18 protein-coding genes are annotated in these 22396 nt (G+C 66.1%); 12 read left to right on the forward strand and 6 right to left on the reverse strand.

Annotation, left to right across the window (positions count from 1 at the left end; translation table 11 throughout):
• Nucleotides 1-193 precede the first annotated feature (193 nt).
• The 6 genes from RDV64_RS11435 to RDV64_RS11460 all read left to right on the forward strand — a co-directional run bounded on the left by RDV64_RS11435 (nt 194) and on the right by RDV64_RS11460 (nt 8089).
• On the forward strand, nt 194-1630 hold the full coding sequence (locus RDV64_RS11435; protein WP_309199383.1) for a dihydroorotase family protein: 1437 nt from the start codon (nt 194-196) through the stop codon (nt 1628-1630).
• Between the two features lie 169 nt (nt 1631-1799).
• Entirely contained in the window at nt 1800-3167 is a 1368-nt protein-coding gene (locus RDV64_RS11440) for an extracellular solute-binding protein (protein WP_309199384.1), read from the forward strand.
• Between the two features lie 45 nt (nt 3168-3212).
• Entirely contained in the window at nt 3213-4505 is a 1293-nt protein-coding gene (locus RDV64_RS11445) for a sugar ABC transporter permease (RefSeq protein ID WP_309199385.1), read from the forward strand.
• Complete coding sequence (locus RDV64_RS11450) at nt 4502-5767, forward strand: carbohydrate ABC transporter permease (protein ID WP_309199386.1); 1266 nt, start codon at nt 4502-4504, stop codon at nt 5765-5767. Before RDV64_RS11445 ends, RDV64_RS11450 begins: the two co-directional genes overlap by 4 nt.
• Entirely contained in the window at nt 5764-7032 is a 1269-nt protein-coding gene (locus RDV64_RS11455) for a trehalase family glycosidase (RefSeq protein WP_309199387.1), read from the forward strand. The genes RDV64_RS11450 and RDV64_RS11455 overlap by 4 nt, the downstream gene beginning before the upstream one ends.
• A complete protein-coding gene (locus RDV64_RS11460) occupies nt 7019-8089 on the forward strand; it encodes a sn-glycerol-3-phosphate ABC transporter ATP-binding protein UgpC (RefSeq protein ID WP_309199388.1) in 1071 nt (356 codons plus the stop codon). The genes RDV64_RS11455 and RDV64_RS11460 overlap by 14 nt, the downstream gene beginning before the upstream one ends.
• A gap of 63 nt (nt 8090-8152) precedes the next feature.
• Here RDV64_RS11460 and RDV64_RS11465 read toward each other — a convergent pair whose 3' ends face one another.
• Together RDV64_RS11465 and RDV64_RS11470 are read right to left on the reverse strand one after the other, a co-directional pair.
• Nucleotides 8153-9736: an OmpA family protein gene (locus RDV64_RS11465; RefSeq protein WP_309199389.1), complete on the reverse strand. Its 1584-nt coding sequence runs from the start codon at nt 9734-9736 to the stop codon at nt 8153-8155.
• Between the two features lie 190 nt (nt 9737-9926).
• Entirely contained in the window at nt 9927-10946 is a 1020-nt protein-coding gene (locus RDV64_RS11470) for a putative sulfate exporter family transporter (protein ID WP_309199390.1), read from the reverse strand.
• 396 nt (nt 10947-11342) lie between these two features.
• Here RDV64_RS11470 and RDV64_RS11475 point away from each other — a divergent pair, with 396 nt between their 5' ends.
• From RDV64_RS11475 to RDV64_RS11500, 6 genes are all read left to right on the forward strand, one after another.
• Nucleotides 11343-14663 (forward strand): helicase-related protein, encoded by a 3321-nt coding sequence (locus RDV64_RS11475; RefSeq protein WP_375143808.1) that lies wholly within the window; start codon nt 11343-11345, stop codon nt 14661-14663.
• 17 nt (nt 14664-14680) lie between these two features.
• The gene (locus tag RDV64_RS11480; RefSeq protein WP_309199391.1) at nt 14681-15028 is read left to right on the forward strand and encodes a S4 domain-containing protein; all 348 of its coding nucleotides are present in this window, start codon (nt 14681-14683) and stop codon (nt 15026-15028) included.
• Nucleotides 15029-15103: 75 nt separating this feature from the next.
• Nucleotides 15104-15439 (forward strand): ferredoxin FdxA, encoded by a 336-nt coding sequence (gene fdxA, locus RDV64_RS11485; RefSeq protein WP_309199392.1) that lies wholly within the window; start codon nt 15104-15106, stop codon nt 15437-15439.
• Nucleotides 15440-16001: 562 nt separating this feature from the next.
• The gene (locus RDV64_RS11490; protein ID WP_309199393.1) at nt 16002-16589 is read left to right on the forward strand and encodes a CarD family transcriptional regulator; all 588 of its coding nucleotides are present in this window, start codon (nt 16002-16004) and stop codon (nt 16587-16589) included.
• A gap of 225 nt (nt 16590-16814) precedes the next feature.
• On the forward strand, nt 16815-16955 hold the full coding sequence (locus RDV64_RS11495) for a DUF3096 domain-containing protein (RefSeq protein WP_309199394.1): 141 nt from the start codon (nt 16815-16817) through the stop codon (nt 16953-16955).
• Nucleotides 16956-17032: 77 nt separating this feature from the next.
• Nucleotides 17033-17473, forward strand: a complete 441-nt coding sequence (locus tag RDV64_RS11500; RefSeq protein ID WP_309199395.1) for a hypothetical protein — start codon at nt 17033-17035, stop codon at nt 17471-17473.
• 4 nt (nt 17474-17477) lie between these two features.
• On the opposite strand, the gene urtE is transcribed toward RDV64_RS11500, so the two are convergent.
• The 4 genes from urtE to urtB all read right to left on the reverse strand — a co-directional run bounded on the left by urtE (nt 17478) and on the right by urtB (nt 22396).
• Entirely contained in the window at nt 17478-18173 is a 696-nt protein-coding gene (gene urtE, locus RDV64_RS11505; protein ID WP_309199486.1) for an urea ABC transporter ATP-binding subunit UrtE, read from the reverse strand.
• The gene (gene urtD, locus RDV64_RS11510) at nt 18173-18913 is read right to left on the reverse strand and encodes an urea ABC transporter ATP-binding protein UrtD (protein WP_309199396.1); all 741 of its coding nucleotides are present in this window, start codon (nt 18911-18913) and stop codon (nt 18173-18175) included. Before urtD ends, urtE begins: the two co-directional genes overlap by 1 nt.
• Nucleotides 18910-20133 carry an urea ABC transporter permease subunit UrtC gene (urtC, locus tag RDV64_RS11515; RefSeq protein ID WP_309199397.1) on the reverse strand — a complete coding sequence of 408 codons (1224 nt, stop codon included), beginning with the start codon at nt 20131-20133 and terminating at the stop codon, nt 18910-18912. Before urtC ends, urtD begins: the two co-directional genes overlap by 4 nt.
• Nucleotides 20134-20398: 265 nt before the next feature.
• On the reverse strand, nt 20399-22396 hold the full coding sequence (gene urtB / locus RDV64_RS11520; protein ID WP_309199398.1) for an urea ABC transporter permease subunit UrtB: 1998 nt from the start codon (nt 22394-22396) through the stop codon (nt 20399-20401).

Below are 22396 nucleotides of genomic sequence, written 5' to 3' on the forward strand. Positions count from 1 at the left end.
AGACGTTTCCGCGCACCCCGCGCCACGCCCGCGCGTTCTCTTGCGATAAAATTCCGGACGGGCGCGCCGCAACGGAAGGTCGGCAGTTGTGACAAACGCGAATTTTCCGGCAACCGCGAGCACGTTGTGCCTTGTTTTCGTGGCCGGGCCATGCATCGACCTTTGAGGATCCAGACTGGCGAAGGAGAGCGTGATGGGTGAGACGGCGGACCTTGTCATCAGGAACGGCATGGTTGCGACGGAGACATCGGTCTTCCCCGCGTCCATCGCCGTGCGCGGCGGAAAGATTGTGGCGGTCGGCGCGGATGGGGACATGCCCCCCGCCACCGAGGAGATCGACGCCAGCGGCCTCACTGTCCTTCCCGGCGTGATCGACGTGCACGTCCATTTCCGCGAACCCGGCATGGACCACAAGGAAGACTGGGCGACCGGCACACGGGCCGCTGCCATGGGCGGCGTGACGACCGTGTTCGAGATGCCCAACACGGCCCCGCCGGTCTCCACCGCCGAGCGCTATCTGGCCAAGAAGGCCGTTGCCGAGTCTAAGGCCATTGTGGACTTCGGCCTCTACGGCGTCCTGTCGGAAGACAACCTTGCCGACCTCAAGCCGATGGCCGACGCCGGCGTGATCGGGTTCAAGCTGTTCCTCGGCAACACCACGGGCAACCTGCCGTGCCCATCGGACGGGGCGGTGCTGGAAGCCTTCGAGATCATCGCGGGCCTTGGCAAGCGCATCTCGATCCATGCGGAAAACTCGCCGATCCTGTTCTGGCGCGAGGATCGCCTCCAGGCCGCCGGCCGCAACAATCCCATCGACCACCTGATGGCCCGCCACGACGTTGTGGCGGTCGAGGCCATGGCGCGCTCGTGCATCTTTGCCGAGGCCACCGGCGCGCGCATCCACATCGTCCACGAATCCTCGGCGATGAGCCTGCCCTACCTCAAGTTCTTCAAGGAGCGCGGCGTCGACGTCACCGTCGAAACCCTGCCGCAGTACCTCACGCTCGGCGTCGAAGACATGGACAGGCCGGGCGGTGAAGTGCTGCGGATGAACCCGCCGATCCGCCAGAAGTGGCAGAACGGCCCCTTGCGCAAAGCGCTGGCGGACGGGTCGATCGACATGATCTCCACCGACCATGCCCCCCACCTGCCCGAGGAGAAGATCGGCAACCGGATCTGGGACATTGCCTGCGGCTTTCCGGGCCTTGAAAGCCAGCTGCCGATCCTCCTCACCCTCGTCAACGAGGGGTTGATGCCGCTGACGCGCTACGTGCAGATCTCTTCGGCCAACCCGGCCCGCGCGTTCGGCCTCTACGGCACCAAGGGCGTGCTCCAGCCGGGCGCCGATGCCGACATCACGCTGGTGGATATGGACCGCCGCGAAACCCTGTCCGCCGCGCGCCTGTCGTCCAAGGGCAAGGTCTCGCCCTACGAGGGGATGGAAGTGACCGCCTGGCCGGTCGCCACCATCGTGCGCGGCAAGCCGGTGATGCGCGACGGCAAGATCCTGGCCGAAGAGGGCTGGGGCGAGGTTGTGCAGCAGACCATGCCGGAGCCTGCGCCGCGCAATGTCGAAACGCATCTGTCCACCCTGGTGGGGGCATCGCCGGCGCCCGCAACCACGCGTTGACACATCAGGCGAATTGACCAACCATCGGGACCAATGGCCGCAGTTTTGCACGCGGCATCATAAAACAGGGCGCGTCAGCGCTCGATTGGGAAACGCGCAGGGGATGCTGGTGAAGCCTCATGATCGAGGCTTCAGACGGTTCTCCTTCGCGTCAGAAGGAGAACCGGAAATGACCACTCGTCTTGCGCGCCGCCTGTGCGGCACCGCGTCCACCGCGCTGATTGCGGCGCTGGCCCTTTCAGCCGGAACAATGGCTGCCAATGCCGACACCATCCGCTTCTGGACCACCGAGGAGCAGCCCGAGCGCCTCGCCAAGCAGGAAGAGACGGCCGCCGCCTTCAAGGAAGAGACCGGCCACACCGTCGAGGTGATTCCGGTGACCGAGAGTGATCTTGGCACCCGCGCCACCGCCGCCTACGCCGCTGGCGACCTGCCGGACGTGATCTATCACACCCTGCAATACGTGCTCCCGTGGGCCGAGGACGGCATCCTCGACGCGGAAACCAACGACGAGATCGTCGACGCGCTGGGCCGCGATACCTTCGCCCCCGCCGCCCTCGCCATGGCCGACTTCGACGGCCTCACCGCCGCCGTTCCGGTGGACGGCTGGACGCAGATGATCGTCTATCGCAAGGATCTCTTCGAGGAAGCGGGCCTTGCCGCGCCTGACACCTACGCCAACGTGGAAGCCGCCATCGAGGCGCTGCACAACCCGCCGGAAATGTACGGTTTCGTCGCCGCCACCAAGGTGGACGAGAACTTCATGAGCCAGGTGCTGGAGCACGTCTTCCTGGCCAACGGCGTGTCGGTGGTGGACGAGAACGGCTTCGCGCCGCTGGATGCGGCCGCCACCACCGAGGTGCTGGAATTCTACAAGGCGCTCGCCGACGCATCGCCCCCCGGCGACCTTTACTGGCAGCAGTCGCGCGAACTCTATTTTGCGGGCAAGGCGGCGATGATCATCTGGTCGCCCTTCATCCTCGACGAGCTGGCCGGCCTGCGCGATGCCGCCCCCGTCACCATCAACGATGACCCGGCAAGCCGCGAGCTGGCCGACAAGACCGGCATTGTCACCAACTTCTCCGGCCCGTCCAACCCGGACGGCGCGGCGTGGGGCGACATCCGCTATCTCGGCGTGACGGCAGACGCCAACACCGACGTTGCGATGGAATTCGTCCTTTATTCCATGGACGAGGGCTACGAGTCGCTGCTCTCCATCGCGCCGGAAGGCAAGTTCCCGGTCCGCCGCGGCACCGAGGACGACCCCGAAAAGTTCGTGGCCGCGTGGGAGAAGCTTCCCGTCGGCGTCGACCGCAAGGCACCGCTGACCGAGCTTTATGATGCGGAAACCGTCAAGGAGATTGTGTCGGGTCTCGACACGGCATCCCGCTGGGGCGTCAACGAGGGGCAGCTGGCGCTGGCGTCCAAGATCATCAACAGCCAGGAGATCAATCGTCTGGTGCGCCAGTATCTGGACGGCGAACGTGACGCAGCAGCCACCGTCGACGCCATGAACGACACCCTCTCCAAGATCTGACGAAAGGGGCCGGTTGCCGGGCATACCGGCGGCCGGATCTTGCCCATGAGCAAAAGCGCAGGACCACTCGTCGACAAGGGTGTCGGGCCCATCGCCCGGCGCGAGTCGCGGCTCGCCTACACCATGATCCTGCCCACGGTGGCCATCGTCATGGCCATCGTGCTTTTGCCGCTGGCGGCCAATATATGGATCAGCTTCAAGCCCGTCGGCATTGCGGACCTCCGCCCGCCGGCACTGCTTGCCAACGAGCGCCTGCGCGGCGACCTCGAAGCCGCGGGCGACGAGGCCACCATCCAGTACCGGCTGCGCAATTCGTCGCGCGATGCCGCCCTGTCGGACACCACCCTCACCGACACGTTGCCCGAGGGCCTCGAGCCCATCGACCTCGACAGCCGATGCACCCTCGAAGGGGGCTCGCTTTCCTGCGCGCTGGGCGCGTTCGATCCCGGCGCCCGCGGCGAACTCGAAATCCGCGTGCGTGCCGCCGAGGCGTACCTCGCCAATCCCATCAATCCGCGGGACAGCGATGCGCTGACCACCGTGCGCGCGCCCAACGTCCTCACCAACCTTGCATTCTCGCTCGAAAACTACCGTGCCGTGTTCGATGGCGAGGAGTTCATGCAGGTGCTGTGGGTGACGATTTTCTACACGCTGTTCGGCACGCTGGGCGCCATTGTGCTGGGCGTCATCGCAGCCCAGCTCCTCAACCGCGACTTTCGGGGCCGGTCGATCCTGCGCGGGCTCTACCTCTTTCCCTACGTTGCGCCGGTCATTGCCATGGCGTTCACGTGGCTTGTGCTGTTCGACCCATTTTCCGGCACGATCAACGCGATGATCCAGGCGATGGGCGTGGCGGGCGAGCCGGTCAACTTCTTCGGCGCGCGGATGGTGCCGGTCTCCATCTTCGGCCTCGAATTCGGCTTCCCGCTGGCGCTCGCCATGGTGATCGCCTTCGAGGCATGGCGCTATTTTCCGCTGTCGTTCCTGTTCATCCTGGCGCGGATGCAATCGATCCCGACCGACATGTACGAAGCGGCCGACATGGACGGCGCAACCCCGTTCCAGAAATTCTTCCGCCTCTCGATGCCACAGATCGTCGGCATTCTGGCGGTCCTGTTCCTGTTGCGCTTCATCTGGACGTTCAACAAGTTCGACGACATCTTCCTGCTCACGGGCGGCGCCGCCGGCACCCGCACCCTGACGGTTGACGTTTATTATCAGGGATTTGCCATTGGCAACCTCGGCGCGGGCGCTGCCGTTGCGGTGGTGATCTTCGTGATGCTTCTCATCTTCGCGCTGCTCTATTTCCGCGCGCTGCCGAAAGGGGAGGGGCTATGACCCCCGCACAGGCTGCCCGTGCCCGGATGGAAGCACCCCGCTTTCCGGGCTGGCTCACCGCCGGTGTTCTCGGCCTCCTGTGGGGCGCCACGCTGCATCTCCTTGGCGGTGTCACGCTCACCCTCATCACCGGCACGGCAATGACGCCGCAACTGGGCGGTGCTGCCGTTGCGGGCCTCGTTGCGGGCCTGGCGCTGGCCTGGCGCCCGCTGGAGGAGCGCACATTCGGCTTCCGCGCGATTGTCATGGCTCTGGTGGCCGCGCTCATTGTGGCGGCGGCATTCGGCGCGCCCTATGGCCAGCCGCTCGACCACGCATCACTCTGGCAGATGGCCGGTCTGCTGCTGACAGCCGTGGCGCTCGTCAACATCCTTTCGGCCAACCTGCGCACCGTCACGCTGGCAAGGCAGACGCGGCGGGCGACCGAGCATGCGCTGGCGTCAAGCCTCGGCATTTTCGGCCACCTGTTCTTTGCGGTAATCGTGATCCTGCCGTTCTACGTGCTGGTGATGACGAGCTTCAAGACGCAGCAGAGCCTGATCGCCAACCCGCTCGACCTGTCGATCGACTTCAGCCAAGGCTTCGACAGCCTGTTCGACAGCTACATCCAGCTCTTCACCACCTACGACTTTGGCCGCTACATGCTGATCTCGTTCGTGGTCTCCACGCTGACGGTGGTGATCTGCCTCGCCTTCGCGGTGCCGGGCGCCTATGCGGTGGCGCGGCTCAACTTCCCCGGCCGGCAGGCGCTGTCGCGCTCGATCCTCCTCATCTACCTCGTCCCGGCCATCGTCCTCGTCATCCCGCTCTACGCGGTGTTCTCGCAGCTGGGCTTGCGCAACACGGTGGTCGGCCTCCTCATCGTCTATCCCGCCACCACGCTGCCGGTGGCGATCTACATGCTCTCCGGCTATTTCCGCGGCGTGCCGGCGGAGCTTGAGGAGGCAGGGCTGATGGACGGGCTGTCGCGCGTCGGCGTCATCCGCAAGATCACGCTGCCGCTGTCGCTCCCGGCGCTCGCCTCGGTCGGCCTCTACGTTTTCATGATCGCGTGGAACGAGTTCCTGTTCGCGTTCATGTTCCTCGACGATCCCAAGATCTTCACGCTTTCCCGCGCGGTGGTCTCGCTGAATTCCAGCGAGGTGCCGCGGCAATATCTGATGGCTGGTGCCGTGGTGACGACGATCCCGATCCTGTTCCTCTTCCTCCTTGCCGAACGCTTCATGGTAAAGGGCCTCACTGCCGGCGGCGTGAAGGGATGAGCCGCGACGACGAAGCCATCGCCATCCTGCGCGAGAACGACCGCGGCACCTTCTCCGTCCCCACCAAGGGGCTCTACCCGTTCCAGTGGAACTGGGATTCGGCGTTTGCATCGCTCGGCTATGCCCACCTCGATCCGGCCCGCGCCGTGCGCGAACTCAAGACGCTGGCCGCCGCCCAGTGGACCGACGGGATGATCCCGCACATCATCTTCCACAGCAACGACGACGGCTATTTTCCGGGCCCCGACGTGTGGGGCAGCGGGCACGCGGTGCCGACCTCGGGCATCACCCAGCCCCCCGTGCTCGCCATTGCGGCGGAGCGGCTTCTGGCGCGCGGCGCACTCGGCGGGGCCGATCTTGCGGGGCTGGTGGAGGCCATCGACCGCTGGCACCGCTGGTTCCAGATCGCAAGGCGCGATCCTGACACCGGCGCCATCGCCGTCATCCACCCGTGGGAGTCCGGCCGCGACAACCTGCCGGACTGGGATGGCCCGTTGGAGGCCGTGGACGCCAGCAACGTCGCCCCCTTCCAGCGCCGCGACCTCGGCCATGTCGACGCCGCAATGCGCCCCACAAAAGAGCAGTATGAGCGCTACATCGCGCTGGTGGAGTTCGGCCGCTCGGTCGCCTGGAACCAGGCGGCGATGCCGGAGAAATCGCCTTTCTTCGTCGCCGACCCCGGCATGACCGCAATCCTCGCCCGCGCCGAAACCGCGCTCGCCACCCTGGCCGAAGCCGCCGGCAGGCTGGACCTCGCGGCGAAAGCGAATGAACGCGCGCAAGCGCTGCGTGCCGGCATGGACCGGCTGTGGAGCGACGAGGTCGCCGCCTACACCACGCGCGACGTGCGCACCGGCAAGCGCGGCACGGCGGTCTCCGCCGCTTCGTTCCTCGGCTTTCTCGCAGGCGGCCTGCCGCCGGAGCGCGCCGCCGCCCTCAACGCCCACTTCGACCGGATGGCTGAGGCGTGCCGCTACATGTGCCCCAGCTGGGACCCGGCAGCGCCCGACTTTGACGAGAAACGCTACTGGCGCGGCCCGGTGTGGCTGGTGGTCAACTGGCTGATCGCGATGGGCCTTGCCGAGCGGGGCGACGCGGCCCGTGCCGAGCGGGTGCGCGCAGACAGCGCGGCGCTCGTCAAGAATGGCGGTTTTTACGAATATTACAGCCCCCTCGACGGGGCCCCGCTGGGTGGCGGCAGTTTCACGTGGACGGCCGCCGCCTGGCTCGATTTTGCAAAAGGGGCCGGCGATGGCACGCATTGATCTTCAGGACATCCGCAAATCCTTCGGCGCCGTCGAGGTCATCAAGGGCGTCGACCTTGCCATCGAGGACAAGGAGTTTGTGGTGTTCGTCGGCCCGTCCGGCTGCGGCAAGTCCACCATGCTGCGCCTGATTGCGGGACTGGAAGAGACCACCGCAGGCAAGATCCTGATTGACGGCAAGGATGTGACGGCGCTGTCGGCGCCCGAGCGCGGCCTTTCCATGGTGTTCCAGTCCTATGCCCTCTATCCGCACCTGACGGTGCGCGAGAACATGGCGTTTCCGCTGTCGGTCGCCGGCGCGTCCAAGGCCGACATCAAGGCTGCGGTGGACGACACCGCCGCCATCCTGCGCCTCGAGCCGCTACTCGACCGCAAGCCCAAGGATCTGTCGGGCGGCCAGCGCCAGCGCGTTGCCATCGGCCGCGCCATCGTGCGCGCGCCCGCCGCCTTCCTGTTCGACGAACCGCTTTCAAATCTGGATGCCGCATTGCGCGTCCAGATGCGCATCGAGATTGCCCGTCTGCGCACCAAGCTCGATGCCACGATGATCTACGTCACCCACGATCAGGTGGAGGCGATGACGCTGGCGGACCGCATTGTCGTGTTCTCCGCCGGCAAGATCGAGCAGATGGGCGCCCCGCTTGAGCTGTACCGCAACCCGTCCAACATTTTCGTTGCCACCTTCATCGGCTCGCCGACCATGAACATCCTGCCGTGCGAACCCGGCAGCACCGCCGGTGAGGCCCGCGTCGGCGACAGGACACTGACGACGGAGCGCAAGGTGGACGCCGCCCGCCGCCCGGTGCAGCTCGGCATCCGGCCGGAAGACCTCTGGCTGACAAGCGAGGAAGACGCGGACTTCACCGGCCCCATTGTGGTTGCCGAGCATCTGGGCGGCGACAGCTTCTACTATATTGAGGTAGCCGGGCTCGGCGAACTGACCGTGCGCGCGCCCGGCGACCATGTGGCGCGCCTTGGCGAGGTGCTGCACCTGAAGGCCAGGCGCGACAACATCCACCTCTTCGACGGTGACGAGCGGACAATCACCAGCATCTGAGCGCAAACGAAAAACGGGGCGCCTTTCGGCACCCCGTTTCGTCTCGTTCGTCTGGCCGGCGGCTTAGCCGCGGTCGACGACGCTGAGGTCGACGACGCGAACTTCAACCCGGCGGTTTTCCGGCGAACGCTCGTCTTCGGACGCCGGAACCTCGGTGTTCTGTTCGCCGAGGCTGCGGGTGCGCACCGCAGCGGCGCTGATGCCCATCTCGATGAGCGCGGCTTCGACAGCACTCACGCGGCGCTCGGAAAGTTCCTTGTTGTACTGCGTGTTGCCGATCGGGCTGGCGTAGCCGGTGAGGAGAACGGCTGCATTCTGCGTGCCGTCCACCAGAGCCTTGATTTCAGTCAGGACGTTGGCGCGCGCCTCGGCCGTGATTTCGCTGGAATCAAACGCGAAGCCGACTTCCAGAACTGCGATGGCTTCCAGCTCGGCGGCCGCGACGACGACGTCGGTGTCAACGTCGGCAATCACGATCGTCGGCGCAGCTTCGGTCTGGACGGCAACGTCTGCGCCGCCGCTCTCACGCATGGCGCTGACGGAGGCGGTGTCCGCCATGTCGGTGCTGACCGCGGGGGCTTCCTGCGCAACGGCAACTTCGGCTTCACCCTGCGACACGGCAACCTTCGCCGCATTCTGGCTGACGTCGACGATAGGCTCGGCCTGAGCGACGTTCACCTGGGGCGCTGCCTGGGCCACGTTCACGATGGGCTCGGATTCCTCGACCTTCACCCGCGCTTCCTGCTGGACGACCTCGATCTCGGGCTGGCGCTGCGTCACGCTGACTTCGGGGCTGACCTGCTCGACGGAGACGTTGGGCTCGGCCTGCGTCACGGCGACCTGCGGCTCGGCGGCCTGCACGATCACGCGCGGCTCGGGCTGCACGACGGATACCTGCGGCTCGGGCTGTGAGACGGTGATCTTCGGCTGCGGCTGGTTGATGACCACTTCGGGCTGGAACTGGCGCACGATGATCTCGGGCTCGGGCTGCTCGATGGTCACGCGCGGCTGCGTCTGCTCGACGGCGATTTCCGGCTGCGACTGCTGCACGGTCACGCGCGGTGCCGGCTGGCTGACCTCAACCTGGGGCGCTGCGGCCTGCACGTCGACGACGGCTTCCGGCTGGGTCACGTCAACGCGCTGCTGCGGTGCGGACACGGTCACGTCGGACCGCGGCTGGCGCACTTCGATTTCCGCAGCGCGCTGGGAGACGTCGACCGAAGTCGCGCCCTGCTCGACCGAAACGTCCGCTTCAGCGGCGGCAACGGCAACCTGCGCGGGGACGGCTTCGACCATCACGGTGCTGGCTTCGGCGCTGGCGACAAGCTGGATGAGCTGCTGCGTGCGGGCAATGGCGGTGGCGTCGGACGCACCGGCAATCTCGTAGCCGGCGTCGGCCATCATGGTCTGCGACTGCGAAAGCACCGCGAAGCAGTTGCCGGGCGTGTCGCCAACGGCGTCGGCGAGCTGAAGCTCGACATCGTTGAACATGGCTTCAATTGCGGGGAACGCGTCATCACCGCGGACGGTATCCTTGAACGCTGCGACTTCGGCCTCGCATGACATTTCGGCAGTTTGTGCCATTGCCGGCGCCGCCGAGATGATCGCAGCCGCCGTTGACAGGAGAATAAGTTTCTTGTGGTGCATGAGAATGCCTCCGTTAAGTACGAAAGAAGAAGACATTCCCAGCCCGAGTCGTTCCGGCGCAATTTTAAGCTATCCCCGAAATTGGCCTCAACGTCATAGTTGTGTTGATGAATTAATATTTATATTAATCCAGGTTAATGGTCTAATAATTCGCGCATTATTGGTGTTGCTGCGGGTTTTTGAAATATTGTTAGGCGTGAAGCAGCATCGTGCCGATAAGCAATACGGCCAGCAGAAACAGCGTTTCACACACCACCAGCACCAGCGGACGCCAGCCCACCTGCCTGAGGTCCGAGAGGTTGGTGCGCACGCCGATCGCGGCCACCGCAATCACCAGCAGCCACGACGATGCGGTGGCGGCCAGTGCCACCGCAGCCGGCGGCAGGAGGCCGAAGGTGTGGAGGAGCGCCAGCGCAATGAAGCCGACCAGCATCGGCGGTGGTGCGATCCCGCGCAGGCCCCCGGCGGTGCCCCGCTCGCGGAAGGCGAACGCGACCGTCAGCACCACCGGCGCCAGCATCGCGACGCGAAACAGCTTGGTGAGGGTGGCGGTGTCGCCTGCGGTCTCGCTGATGGTGTAGCCCGCGCCAACCACCTGCGCCACGTCGTGGATCGAACCGCCGATGAAGAGCCCGGCCGCCACATCGTCGAAACCGAAGAGGCGGGTGATGAGCGGGTAGACCACCATCGCGAGGGTGGAGAGCGCGGTCACCGCGATGATGGTGAACAGCGTGTCGCGCTCCTTGCCCGGCCGGTCCGGCATTGCGGCCGAAATGGCAAGGGCTGCCGATGCACCGCAGATGGCGGTGGCGCCGCCGGTGAGAATCCCGCGTTCGCGCCCCAGCGACAGGACGCGTGCCAGAACGAGCCCGATCGCGATGGTGCCCACCACGCCGGCCAGAACCAGGATCAGCGACCCGGCCCCGAGCGAGGCGATCTCGTCGGCTCCAATGCGCGCGCCCAGCAGCGCGACGCCCACCCTGAGAAGGCGTGAGCCCGCGAACATCACACCCGGCCGCGTTCGCTGATCGCCGCCGAACACCCCGAGCGCCATGCCGATCAACAGCGAGAACAGCATGACCGGCCCGCCATACTCCTCGGCGATGAACTTGGCTGCGACGGCTATCAGAAGCGCAACGGCAAGGCCGGGGAAAATGTGAATGGCAGTTGCACGCAGGCGGCCGGAAAGGCCCGAAAGGTTGGAAGGCACGCAGGTTCCCGAAGAGTTTGCAGGCGCCAACGCACGGACGCCGAAGAGCCAACAGCCAACGCCTGTGCGGCAATCTGTCAAGTTATTCCGCTCGGCCTGCCTGAGCGACGGGCGGTAGAAACCTCGCGCACACCGCCGCAGGCCGGCGGCCGCGGGCGGCTTCGCGTCATTCAACCACGGTTGCCGGCCGTCCCGCCGTCAATCCGAGCTTGCGGTTGGCGCGGAACCCCTATGTATAGGGGGCGAGGCCGCCGGCAGTGCTGCCGGCGCCAAGCCTGACGGACTATGGTGCCCCTTTCTGGCCCGGGTCCGCCTTCATTTCCGCGGCAAGATCGCCGCGGCGACGCCAACCGCTCCGGCGAAACGCCGGTGCCATTTTCTGGGGGCTGCTCAAGCGTGCAACACCCGCTCCAGTTCAGGCAGCAGCGCGCCCGCACCGTGACCGCGGTGCTCGGGCCAACCAACACCGGCAAGACGCACCTTGCGATCGACCGGATGCTGGCGCACCGTTCCGGCGTCATCGGCCTGCCGCTGCGCCTTCTTGCGCGCGAGGTCTATGGCCGGATCGTCGCCCGCATCGGGCCGGACGAAGTGGCGCTCATCACCGGCGAAGAAAAGATCATCCCGCCCGGCGCCCGCTACCATGTGGCCACCGTGGAGGCGATGCCGCTCGACCTCGACGCGGAGTTCGTCGCCATCGACGAGGTCCAGCTTGCCGCGGACCTTGAACGGGGCCGCGTCTTCACCGACCGGATCCTGCGCGTCCGGGGCCGGTTCGAGACGCTGCTGCTCGGCGCGCTGACGGCGCGGCAGCTCCTCGAAAAGCTGCTCCCCGGCCTCAACGTGGTCACCCGGCCGCGCATGTCGATGCTCACTTATGCGGGCCAGAAAAAGCTCACCCGCCTGCCGCCGCGCTCGGCCGTGGTCGCGTTCTCGGCCAACGAGGTCTACGCCATCGCCGAGCTGATCCGCCGGCAGCGGGGCGGCACCGCCATCGTGATGGGCGCCCTCAGCCCACGCACCCGCAATGCGCAGGTGGAGCTGTTTCAGAACGGCGACGTGGACTTTCTGATTGCCACCGATGCCATCGGCATGGGCCTCAACCTCGACGTTGACCATGTGGCCTTCGCCTCCAACCGCAAGTTCGACGGCTACCAGTTCCGCGCCCTCAATGCCGGCGAGCTCGGGCAGATTGCCGGTCGCGCCGGCCGCCACACCAGCGACGGCACGTTCGGCGTGACGGGCCGCGTCGCCCCGTTCGACAACGAGCTGGTGGAGGCGCTGGAAACACACTCGTTCATGTCTGCGAAGGTGTTCCAGTGGCGCAATCCGGACCTCGACTTTTCGTCGGTGAACAATCTGCGCAAGTCGCTCGACGAACCGGCGCGGGAGGAAGGCCTCACCAAGGCGCCGCCGGCGGACGATCAAAAAGCGCTGGAATACGCCACCAAAACGCCCGAAGTCATGGACATGGCCAGCAATGCTGCGCGCGTGGAACGGCTTTGGGAGGTGTGCCAGGTTCCCGATTATCGCAAGATTGCGCCCGCCAACCATGGCGATATGTTGCTGGCCCTGTATCAGTTCCTGATCCGCGACGGCGCAATTTCGGACGACTGGATTGCCCGTCAGGTGCGGTATGCGGATCGCACTGACGGCGATATCGACACGCTTTCCAACCGGATTGCGCACATAAGAACTTGGACTTTCGTCGCCAATCGCAATGATTGGCTTGCCGATCCGGCCGAATGGCGAGAAACCACAAGGCAGGTGGAGGACCGCTTGTCCGACGCGCTCCATCAGCGTTTGATGCAGCGGTTCGTGGACCGGCGCACCAGCGTGCTGATGAAGCGGCTGAGAGAGAATAGAATGCTGGAATCTGAAGTGAATGACGCTGGCGATGTGATCGTGGAAGGCCAGCATCTCGGCGTCCTTCACGGTTTCCGTTTTCAGACGGATGCCTCGACTGGCGACCCGCGGGACCAGAAGGCGCTGCGTGCAGCCGCCTCCAAGGCCCTCATCCCCGAGATGGAAAAGCGTGCCGACAAGGCCGCCGCCGCCCCTGACACGGCGTTCTCGCTGGGGTCTGACGCGGGTCTGCGCTGGCAGGGCGCACTGATCGGCAAGGTCAGCGCCACCGACGACACGCTGAAGCCTGCCGCCGTGCTCCTTGCGGACGACACGCTGTCTCCCGCAGCGCGCGAAAAGGTGCAGGGGCGGCTGGCGCAGTGGCTGGCGGCCCACATCGAGGGCCTCTTGAAGCCGCTGTTCGACCTGCGCAACGCTGACGCGCTGGATGGCGGGGCTCGCGGTCTCGCCTACCGGATCTCCGAGGGGCTGGGCAGCGTGGAGCGCGGCGCGGTGGCCGAGGAGGCCAAGGCGCTCGATCAGGCGGCGCGTGCGGGCTTGCGCACGCTGGGTGTCCGGTTCGGCGCCTATCACATCTTCGTGCCTGCGCTGTTGAAGCCGGCACCGAGCCAGCTGCTCGCTCTTCTTTGGGCGCTGAAGGAGGCCGACCTCGATGTCGCCGGCCTGCAGGAAGTGCCGCAATTGTCAGCGTCAGGCCGCACGTCCATTCCGGTGGACCCGGAAATTCCGGCCGCGCTTTACGGGGTGGTCGGCTTCCGGGTTTGCGGGCCGCGGGCGGTGCGCATCGATATTCTGGAGAGGCTGGCGGACCAGATCCGCCCGCTGGTGGCCTGGCGTCCCGGTCCGGATGCGGGCGAGCCGCCGGCAGGTGCCGTGCCGTCCGGCGGGGCATTCCTGGTGACGGTGACGATGACGTCGCTGCTGGGCTGTTCCGGCGACGATTTTGCAGCGGTGCTGGGTTCGCTCGGCTACCGCGTGGAGCGGCGTGAGGCGAACGCTGCCGAGCGTGATGCCGTTGAAGCGGCCCAGCAGGTGCGCCGCGCTGCGCCGAAGAAAGCCGGAAAGCCCGGCCGCCCGCCGATCCCCGTACGCACCGCAGCGCCGCAGCCTGCCGCTGCGCCTGAGACGGAAGCCGAGCCGGAGGCCGGCGTCGCCGCGCCTGTAGACGCTCCGACAGCAGACGATACGGCCGTGGCGGACCCGGCTGCAGACAGTGCTCAGGCAGAAGCGCCCGTAGACGCGCCCGCCGATGCCGCACAGCCTGCGGTAGCAGAGCCGGCGGAAGCAACCGCAGCGGCTGAGGCGCCTGCCGAAGCGCCCGACGCCGCGGCTGTCGCCGTTCCGGCGCACCTGGCGGACCAGCCGGTTGAAGATAATGCAGAGGCGCCGGCCGCAGAGGCGCCCGCAACGAGTGAAGCCGAAGCCGAAGCCGAAGCGCCGGTTGTGATCGAGATCTGGCGGGTTCCGCGGCACCAGCGGTCCGAAGGGCCGCGCCGCCGCCGGGGTGCACCCTCGGGCGACGAGGATGCCGGCGAAAGCCGGCGCAGGCCGCGCCGCGGTGGGCAGCGCAACAGCCCGCGCCCCGACCTTGGCCAGCCGGGCTCTGCGCCGCGGTCATCACAAGGCGCAGATCCGGCACCCGGTCAGGCGCTGGCAGAAGCGCGCGGCGAGCGGCCCGATCGTGGTCCCAAGCGCGGCAAGAAGCGCGGCAAGGGCGGCCCGCCTTCGCGCACCGAAACGCAGCAGGCGCCCCGTCCGCAGCGGCGCGAGCGTGAGGCGGACCCCGATTCGCCCTTCGCCGCCCTCGCGGCGCTGAAGCAGAAGCTGGACAAGGGCCCTGGCGATCGTTGACCGCGGCGAGATTGTGCATGGCCGCGCAGCGGACTGAGGCGGACGAGGCGCCCGAGCCCCAGCGGCTGGACAAGTGGCTGACCTACGCCCGCTTCGTGAAGACGCGCACCCTGGCGCAGGCCCTCGTGGCCGGCGGCAAGGTGCGCCTCAACCGCGACAAGGTGACCGACAGCGCCCGCAAGGTGCGTGTGGACGACATTCTCACCATTCGGATCGGCAAGCTGGTGCATGTGGTGAAGGTGGTGGGGTTTGCGCCATCGCGGGTGTCGCCGCCGGAAACCGTGAACCTTTATCTGCGGCTCGACCAGCCCACCGCAGAGGGGGCCGCCAGCGTGCGGAATCATCCACGGTCGAGCCATGACTGAGACGCCGCGCCCGCAAACGCTTGCCGCATCGCGCGCGGCATCGTAAACGCGTCCCGCAAGCGAAGGAGAAGTCGTGTGACCTATATCGTCGGCGAGGCATGCATCAAGTGCAAGTACACCGACTGCGTCGAAGTCTGCCCCGTGGATTGCTTCTACGAGGGGGAGAACATGCTCGTCATCCATCCGGACGAGTGCATCGATTGCGGTGTCTGTGAGCCCGAATGCCCCGCGGACGCGATCAAACCGGACACCGAACCCGGGCTCGAGAAATTGCTTGAGCTGAACGCGACCTACGCCTCCGAGTGGCCGAACATCACGGCCAAGAAGGAGCAGTTGCCCGAAGCCGAGGAATTTGACGGCAAGCCGAACAAGCTGGAGCTGTTCTCGCCGAAGCCCGGCACCGGCGACTAGCGCCGGGTGCGGCATCTCGTGCTGGCAGCCACCTGGAAATGGCTGTGCTGCCGGCCTTCCGTCTCAATTCATCATACGTTTCGTTTCATCAATGCAAAGCGGCCGTTGAAGGCCGAATCATCGCGGCGCCGCATTGACTGGCAGCAATGCACCGTTGCGCCGGGCTTGCGCTGCGACAGCCAAGTCCTCGCGATTCTTGCGTAATTTCCAGCCGGCGACTGCGCTTTCTGCCCGGTAGCTGCATGAAACCATTGCAGCTTATAGCTCAAATTTGATCCACGCTCCGCGCGGTCACTTTAATTCGGCCGCCACTTGTGCTATGTTTATTGAAGTGCCACGGCCTGCGCGGGCGTTTTGTACGGGTCTCGCCCACGGCGCAGTCTACCGCACGTCAACAGGAGCGGTTGGTGATGGTCTTCCGAATAATTTCTGGACCGAGCGCAACCTAGCCTCACACGAAGGCGAGTGCGCGAGAAAGGACGACCCGACCGACCGACTTTCCACAACAACAATAGCCTTGTCCATGGCTGGACCGGGCTTCCGCGAGGAGTGACTGGAGCTTATGGCAACGGTTAAAAAGAGCGCTGCAAAGTCAGCGTTCAAGCCGACTGAGCATGTGGTTTATCCGGCCCACGGTGTGGGGCAGGTGACGGCGATCGAAAAGACGGAGTTCGGGGGTGAGCCCATCGAACTCATCGTCGTGACCTTCGCGAAAGACAAGATGACGCTTCGGGTCCCGGTGGGTAAAGCCGAAAGCGTCGGCATGCGCAAGCTCGCTGAGCCCGCAACGATGACTCGTGCGCTGGAAGTCGTCACCGGCCGTGCCCGGATCAAGCGGACCATGTGGAGCCGTCGCGCCCAGGAATATGAGGCGAAAATCAATTCCGGCGATCTGATCGCGATCTCGGAAGTCGTCCGCGACCTGTACCGCGCCGACAGCCAACCGGAACAGTCCTACTCCGAGCGTCAGCTGTACGAAGCCGCTCTCGACCGGATGGCGCGCGAGATTGCCGCCATCAACAAGACGGACGAGCAAGAGGCCATCAAGGTCATCGAAGCCCAGCTTGCCAAGGCGCCCAAGCGTCCGGTGAAGGGTGCCGAGGACGAAGACGACGGAGACGACGTGCAGGAGCAGGAAAAGGCGGCCTGACCGGCAGCCCGAACCTCTCGAGCGACACGAATGCGAGGCGGTCCAGCGGACCGCCTCTTTTCGTTTGTGCACCGATTGGCAAGGGATCGTGTGCCAAAGGAGCGAACGCGGTGGCAGATGAAGCGGCGCTGAGGCTTGCAAAGCCACGGCGGGTGACGGCAGTCTTCGCCGCAGGGCCGCCGGCCCGGATCAACCGCAACGACCATTCAGCGAAAGCCCTCCACGATGGAACAAATCACAGCACAACCCGTGGCCGCTCTGGTGATCGGCGTCGTCGTCCTCCTGTTTCCGCGTATCCTGAATTACGCGGTTGCGGCCTATCTGATTTTCATCGGCGTGACCGGGCTCTGGCCGGACCTGTTCTGACGTTCTGCGCCAAGTAGCGCCACCGCGGGCCGCCACGGCGCCGCGGGCCTTCCTTATGACAATGCGAGAGCGCCTTGATGCCCATTTTCCGCCCCGTCCTCGTGTTTGTGTGCCTGACCGCGGGCACTCTTTCGGCGTCCGCGCAGGAGCCGCGGGACCGGGAGTATCGCAAGGCGATGGCCGCGTGCGAAAACCCGGACATTCTGGCCGCCCGCAAAAGGGTCGAAGCGGTTCTGGACACCGCACCGGCCGGTGCGGCGGCCGAAGCGCAACGGATGATGGAGGAGGGGCTGGCGGCCTGCGGCCACGGCAACGTTGCGGCGGGCAAGAATTCGCTGGATGAGGCGATCGAGGTGCTGGCCGCCTTTTCGGCGGAGCCGGTGCCGCCGGCCGAGCCCGTCGCCGCCGAACCTGCGGCTGCCGAGCTGATAACGCCGGAGCCGGCGCCCGAGGCCGTCGCGGTCCCGGACCCCGGCGATGCAGCGGCCGAAGAAGTGCCCTGGTGGCAGTTCTGGTAGGCCGTCAGACCGAGACTGAGCGGTAGAGTTCGTCCTCGCTGAGGTCGGCCTTGTTGCCGGACAACAGCACGGCGCCGCGCTCCAGCACCACGAAGCGGTCCGCCAGATCGTAGGCGAAGCGGAAATATTGCTCGACCAGCACGATGGCCATGGTCTTCTGGTCGCGCAGATATTCGATCACGCGGCCGATCTGCTGGATGATGTTGGGCTGAATGCCCTCCGTCGGCTCGTCCATCAGGAGAAGCTTGGGCTTGGTGATCAGCGCCCTCGCGATGGCAAGCTGCTGTTGCTGGCCGCCCGACAGGTCGCCGCCGCGGCGGTTCTGCATTTCCTGCAGTACCGGAAACAGCTCGAAAATCTCGCCGGGAATGCCCCGCTCCGCGCGCGGCAGGCAGGCGTAGCCGGTTTCGAGGTTCTCGCGCACCGTCATCAGCGGGAACACGTCCCGCCCCTGGGGAACAACGGCCACGCCGCGCTTGGCGAGCGCGTGGGGGGCGGGCGTTGCCACGGGCGACCCGTCCAGTACATAGCTGCCGCCGGAGCGGTGGTGGGTGCCCGCAATCGCCTTCAGGAGGCTCGTCTTGCCGACCCCGTTGGTGCCCATCACGCAGGTGACGGCACCAATGTCGGCGCTCATCGAGATGCCGTTGAGGATCCGGGACTGGCCGTAGTGGAGGGTGAGGTCTTCGATTTCGAGCATCATCGGCCAAGGTACACTTCAATTACGCGCTCATCGCTGGTCACATGGTCGAGTGAGCCTTCGGCAAGCACCGAACCCTCGTGCAGCACCGTGACCTTGCAGCCGAGCTGGCGGACGAATTCCATGTCGTGCTCCACCACCACCACGGCGCGGGTGCGGGCCGCTTCCCGCAGGAGCTTGGTGGTGTGGGCGCGTTCGGCAACCGTCATTCCGGCGGCCGGCTCGTCGACCAGAAGGAGCCTGGGGTCCTGCGCAAGCAGCATCCCGATTTCGAGCCACTGCTTCTGGCCGTGGGAGAGCTCGCCGGCCTTGCGGGGGAGCTGGTCCGACAGGCCGATTTCTGCGGCGAGCTGATTGATGCGCCGGATGTCGGTCTCGTCGCGGCGGTAGAAGATGGCGGCAAAGGGGCTGCGCGGCTTCTTCAGCGCCAAGACGAGGTTGTCGAACACGCTCTGGTCCTCGAACACCGTTGGCCGCTGGAACTTGCGACCGATGCCGAGGCGCGCAATGGCCGCCTCCGACAGGCGCAGGAGCGAAATGTTGTCGTCTCCCCAGCTGACCTGACCCTTGTCGGGCCGCGTCTTGCCGGTGACGATATCCATGAACGTGGTCTTGCCGGCCCCGTTGGGGCCGATGATGGCGCGCAGCTCCGCCGCGCCGATCTCGAACGACAGATTGTTGATGGCCTTGAACCCGTCAAACGAGACCGAGACCCCCGATACTTCGAGAAGGGCACTCATTTTGTGGCTCCCGCAGACCGGGTGGCGGGCGCGGTGCCCTGGCCGGTCGTGGCTGGCGCCGGTTTGCGGCGGACGATGAGATCGAACACGCCGCCAATCCCCTTGGGCGCGAACAGGGTGACGAGGACGAACGAGACCCCGAGCAGCACCTGCCACCAGTCCACCCATTCGATGGTGAAGAGGCCGAGGTTCAGGTCAGGCGCCCGCCCGCCGGTGAACCAGGTGGACAGAAGAGAGACCACGGCCGCCCCGATGATTGCACCGTAAAGGCGCCCGCGCCCGCCGATCGCCACCCAAACCGCGAGATAGATGGAGGCGATCGGCGCAATTTCCGCCGGGTTCACGATGCCGGCCTGCGGGTAGTAGAGAGCGCCTGCAATGCCGGCGATGATGGCGGTGAGGGTGAACACGAACAGCTTGTAGTGCTCCACCTGATAGCCGAGGAAGCGCACGCGCGGCTCGTCATCACGAATGCCGCGGATGATGGAGCCGAACTTGCCGGAGACGAGCCAGGCCGCCAGCACATAGGCAAGGCCCAGCGCCACGGCGGACGCCACGAAGAAGGCCAGCGAAACCACCGATTGCGGCGTTCCCTCGAAGCCCGGAATGTTCTGAAGGCCCGACAGGCCGTTGTTCCCGCGAAGGCCCGTGTCGTTCTGGAAGAGATAGAGCGACAGGGCCAGCGTCATCGCCTGGGTGAGGATGGAGAGGTAGACGCCGGTGACGCGGCTCCGGAATGCCAGCCAGCCGAACACCAGTGCGAGCAGCCCCGGTACCAGCACCACGAGAAGAAGCTGGATGGGGAGGGAGTAGGCGAACGTCCAAATGGCGGGGATGTCGCTGCCGCCGACCACGCCGAAGATCTGCGTGCCGATGGCGTCCTTCACCTCCTGCGGCGTCGGCGGAAGCGGGGCATTGCGCGCGGCCTCGATCACGATGGCCTCGGTGCGCGAATACATGATCCACATGCCGACCATGTAGCCGCCGAGCCCGAAGAAGGCGAAGTGGCCAAGGCTCAGAATGCCGCAATAGCCCCAGACCAGATCCATCGCGAGCGCGATGAGGCAGAGGCAGAGGGTCTTGCCGAGCGTCTTCACGAGGCTGGTGGAGAGGTCGCCGCCTGCCGCTTCCGACATGGCGCCCACCGTGATTGTGAAGGCGGCCAGAAGCAGCAGCACGATGAAGACATTGGGCTGCGCGAGGATGGAGCGGCGTTTCATCGGGCGGCTCCAATCATCTGCCGTGTTGGCGGCGTGGCTGCCGCGGGCCGTGCATGGGCGCTCCCTCGGGGGCTCAGTTTCCCGCGGAGCGGGGCGAGCCTCAAGGCACGCTCCGCTCTTCGGCCTTGACCCTCGCCCCGCTCCACGGGTTGGGGGAGGGGTCGGCTCCGCCGGAATGTCGCTGAGAGAAGACTCGCCTCCGGCGGGTCCTCCACCGGAATGAAGAAGAGGGCGGATGGGCGGCGGGAGGCGTGCATTGTCAGGCTCATGCGTCTGCCGCGCGGCCCTTGAGGGCGAAGATGCCCTTGGGGCGGAACTGGATGAAGATGATGATGAAGATGATCATGTAGGTCTGCGCCGCCAAGGTGTTGGACGGGTTCAGCGCCTCGATGCCCTTTTGCAGGAAGCCGATCATGGTGGCGCCGGCCAGCGCGCCGAACACATTGCCGACGCCGCCGACCACCACCGTCATGAAACTCTGCACGATGTAACCGGACCCGAGGTCCGATGTGACCTTGGCGAAGAGGCCGATGGCGACGCCGGCGATGCCGGCGATGCCGGAGCCAAGGCCGAAGGTCAGCATGTTGATCCGGTCGGGGTTGATGCCCATGGACGCTGCCATCCGCGGGTTTTGCGTGACGGCGCGCACCTCAAGCCCGAGGCGGGTGCGGTTGAGGGTGATGAGGAGCGCCACGAAGAAGACGATGGCGAGGACGAAGATGGCGATGCGGATGTAGGAGATCTGCAGCGCATCGTTGATCACCAGCGCGCCGCCCAGCCAGTCCGGCGAGGTGAGGGGGCGCGCCTGCGTGCCGAAGATGTTTTTCGCCAGCTGCTGCAGCGCGATCGAGACGCCGAAGGTGGCCAGAAGCGTTTCCAGCGGGCGGTGGTAGAGCCAGCGGATCACGAGCCGTTCCAGAAGGACGCCCGCGGCAAACGTAATGGCGAAGGCAAGCGGCAGAGCCACCAGGATCGACAGCGTCTTGTCCGGAACGAACAGCTGGACGACGTAGCCGGTGTAGGCGCCCATCATGATGAACTCGCCGTGGGCCATGTTGATGACGCCCATCACGCCGAAGGTGATGGCAAGGCCGATGGCGGCCAGAAAGTAGATGGAGGCCAGCGAAAGACCGTCGAGCGCCAGGTCGGCAAACCGGTACATCGCGACGGTGGCGTTGATGGATTCCACCGTTTCGTTGGCAGCGTCGGTGATTGCCTTCGGCTCGCGGTAGATGGTTTCGAACACGAACTGCTCGAGGAGGGCGAGTTGCTGGTCCTCGGTCATGGTGGCGGGGACGACACCTTCGCCGGCAAGCGTCGCGTAAGCCCGGTCGCGCGCGGCGCGGCTGTCCAGCGACGCGACGGGAACGCCGGCAACGGCGCCGTCCGCAATGTTGGCGATCAGCGCCGCGTCGCGGGCTGCGGCGTTGATCGCCTTGGGGGCAAGGTCCTCGTCGACCAGCATGGCGTAAGCATCGAGGAAGGAGAGGGCTTCGCCGCCGGGGGTGAGCGTGCGGGCGACATTTTCGGGCGCGGGATCACCGGCCTTGCGCACCTTGAGACGGGTGTCGAGCAGCGGGTTCAGTGTGCCGCGGGTTTCGACCGAGAGGTCGTTCTCGAAGCTCTTGATGGCGGCAATCCGGGCCTCGGTGTCCTCGTCGAACATGATCGTGAGGCGGCGTTCGGCGCGTTCCAGCGCGGCTTGCACGAACGGGTCCGTCTCGCGCCCCAGCGCTGAACGCAATGCGGTGAGGTGAGAGGCCTCCGGATCGCGCAGCATCGCATCGAGGCTGTTGAGACGGATTGCGGGGTCGGGATCGGCGAGCTGGAAGGCGACCAGCGCTGCGGAAATCATCGCGCGGATGCCGCTGTTGGGCTTGATGTCGTCCACCTCGCGCCGGCCGGCTTGGCCCATGGGCGCGCCAGTCACGATGTGGGACAGGATGTAGTTGTCGCCGTCGCGCGTCGCGCGGAAGAAGCGGCCGTCGCTTTCGCGCGCGTAGAGTTCCTTGTCGCGCCACAGGCGTAGAACCTCGGCGGCATCCGGAAGGCCACTTGCCGCCAGCGCATCGATGGCGGGGCCGATCGACCGGCGTGAGCTTTTCTGAATGATTTCGGTGTATTCGAGGAGGAGAGCCTCGATGGGCGTCGGCGCGGGCGTGGCTGCGCCGGGCGTTTGCGCGCGGACGCTCGCCGCCCCGAAAAGGGCGACGAGCAGGAGAGCGGCGGACACGAGGCCCGCCAGTTTCACGAATTGGCGCAA

Source organism: Acuticoccus sp. MNP-M23, assembly GCF_031195445.1.
GTDB lineage: Bacteria > Pseudomonadota > Alphaproteobacteria > Rhizobiales > Amorphaceae > Acuticoccus.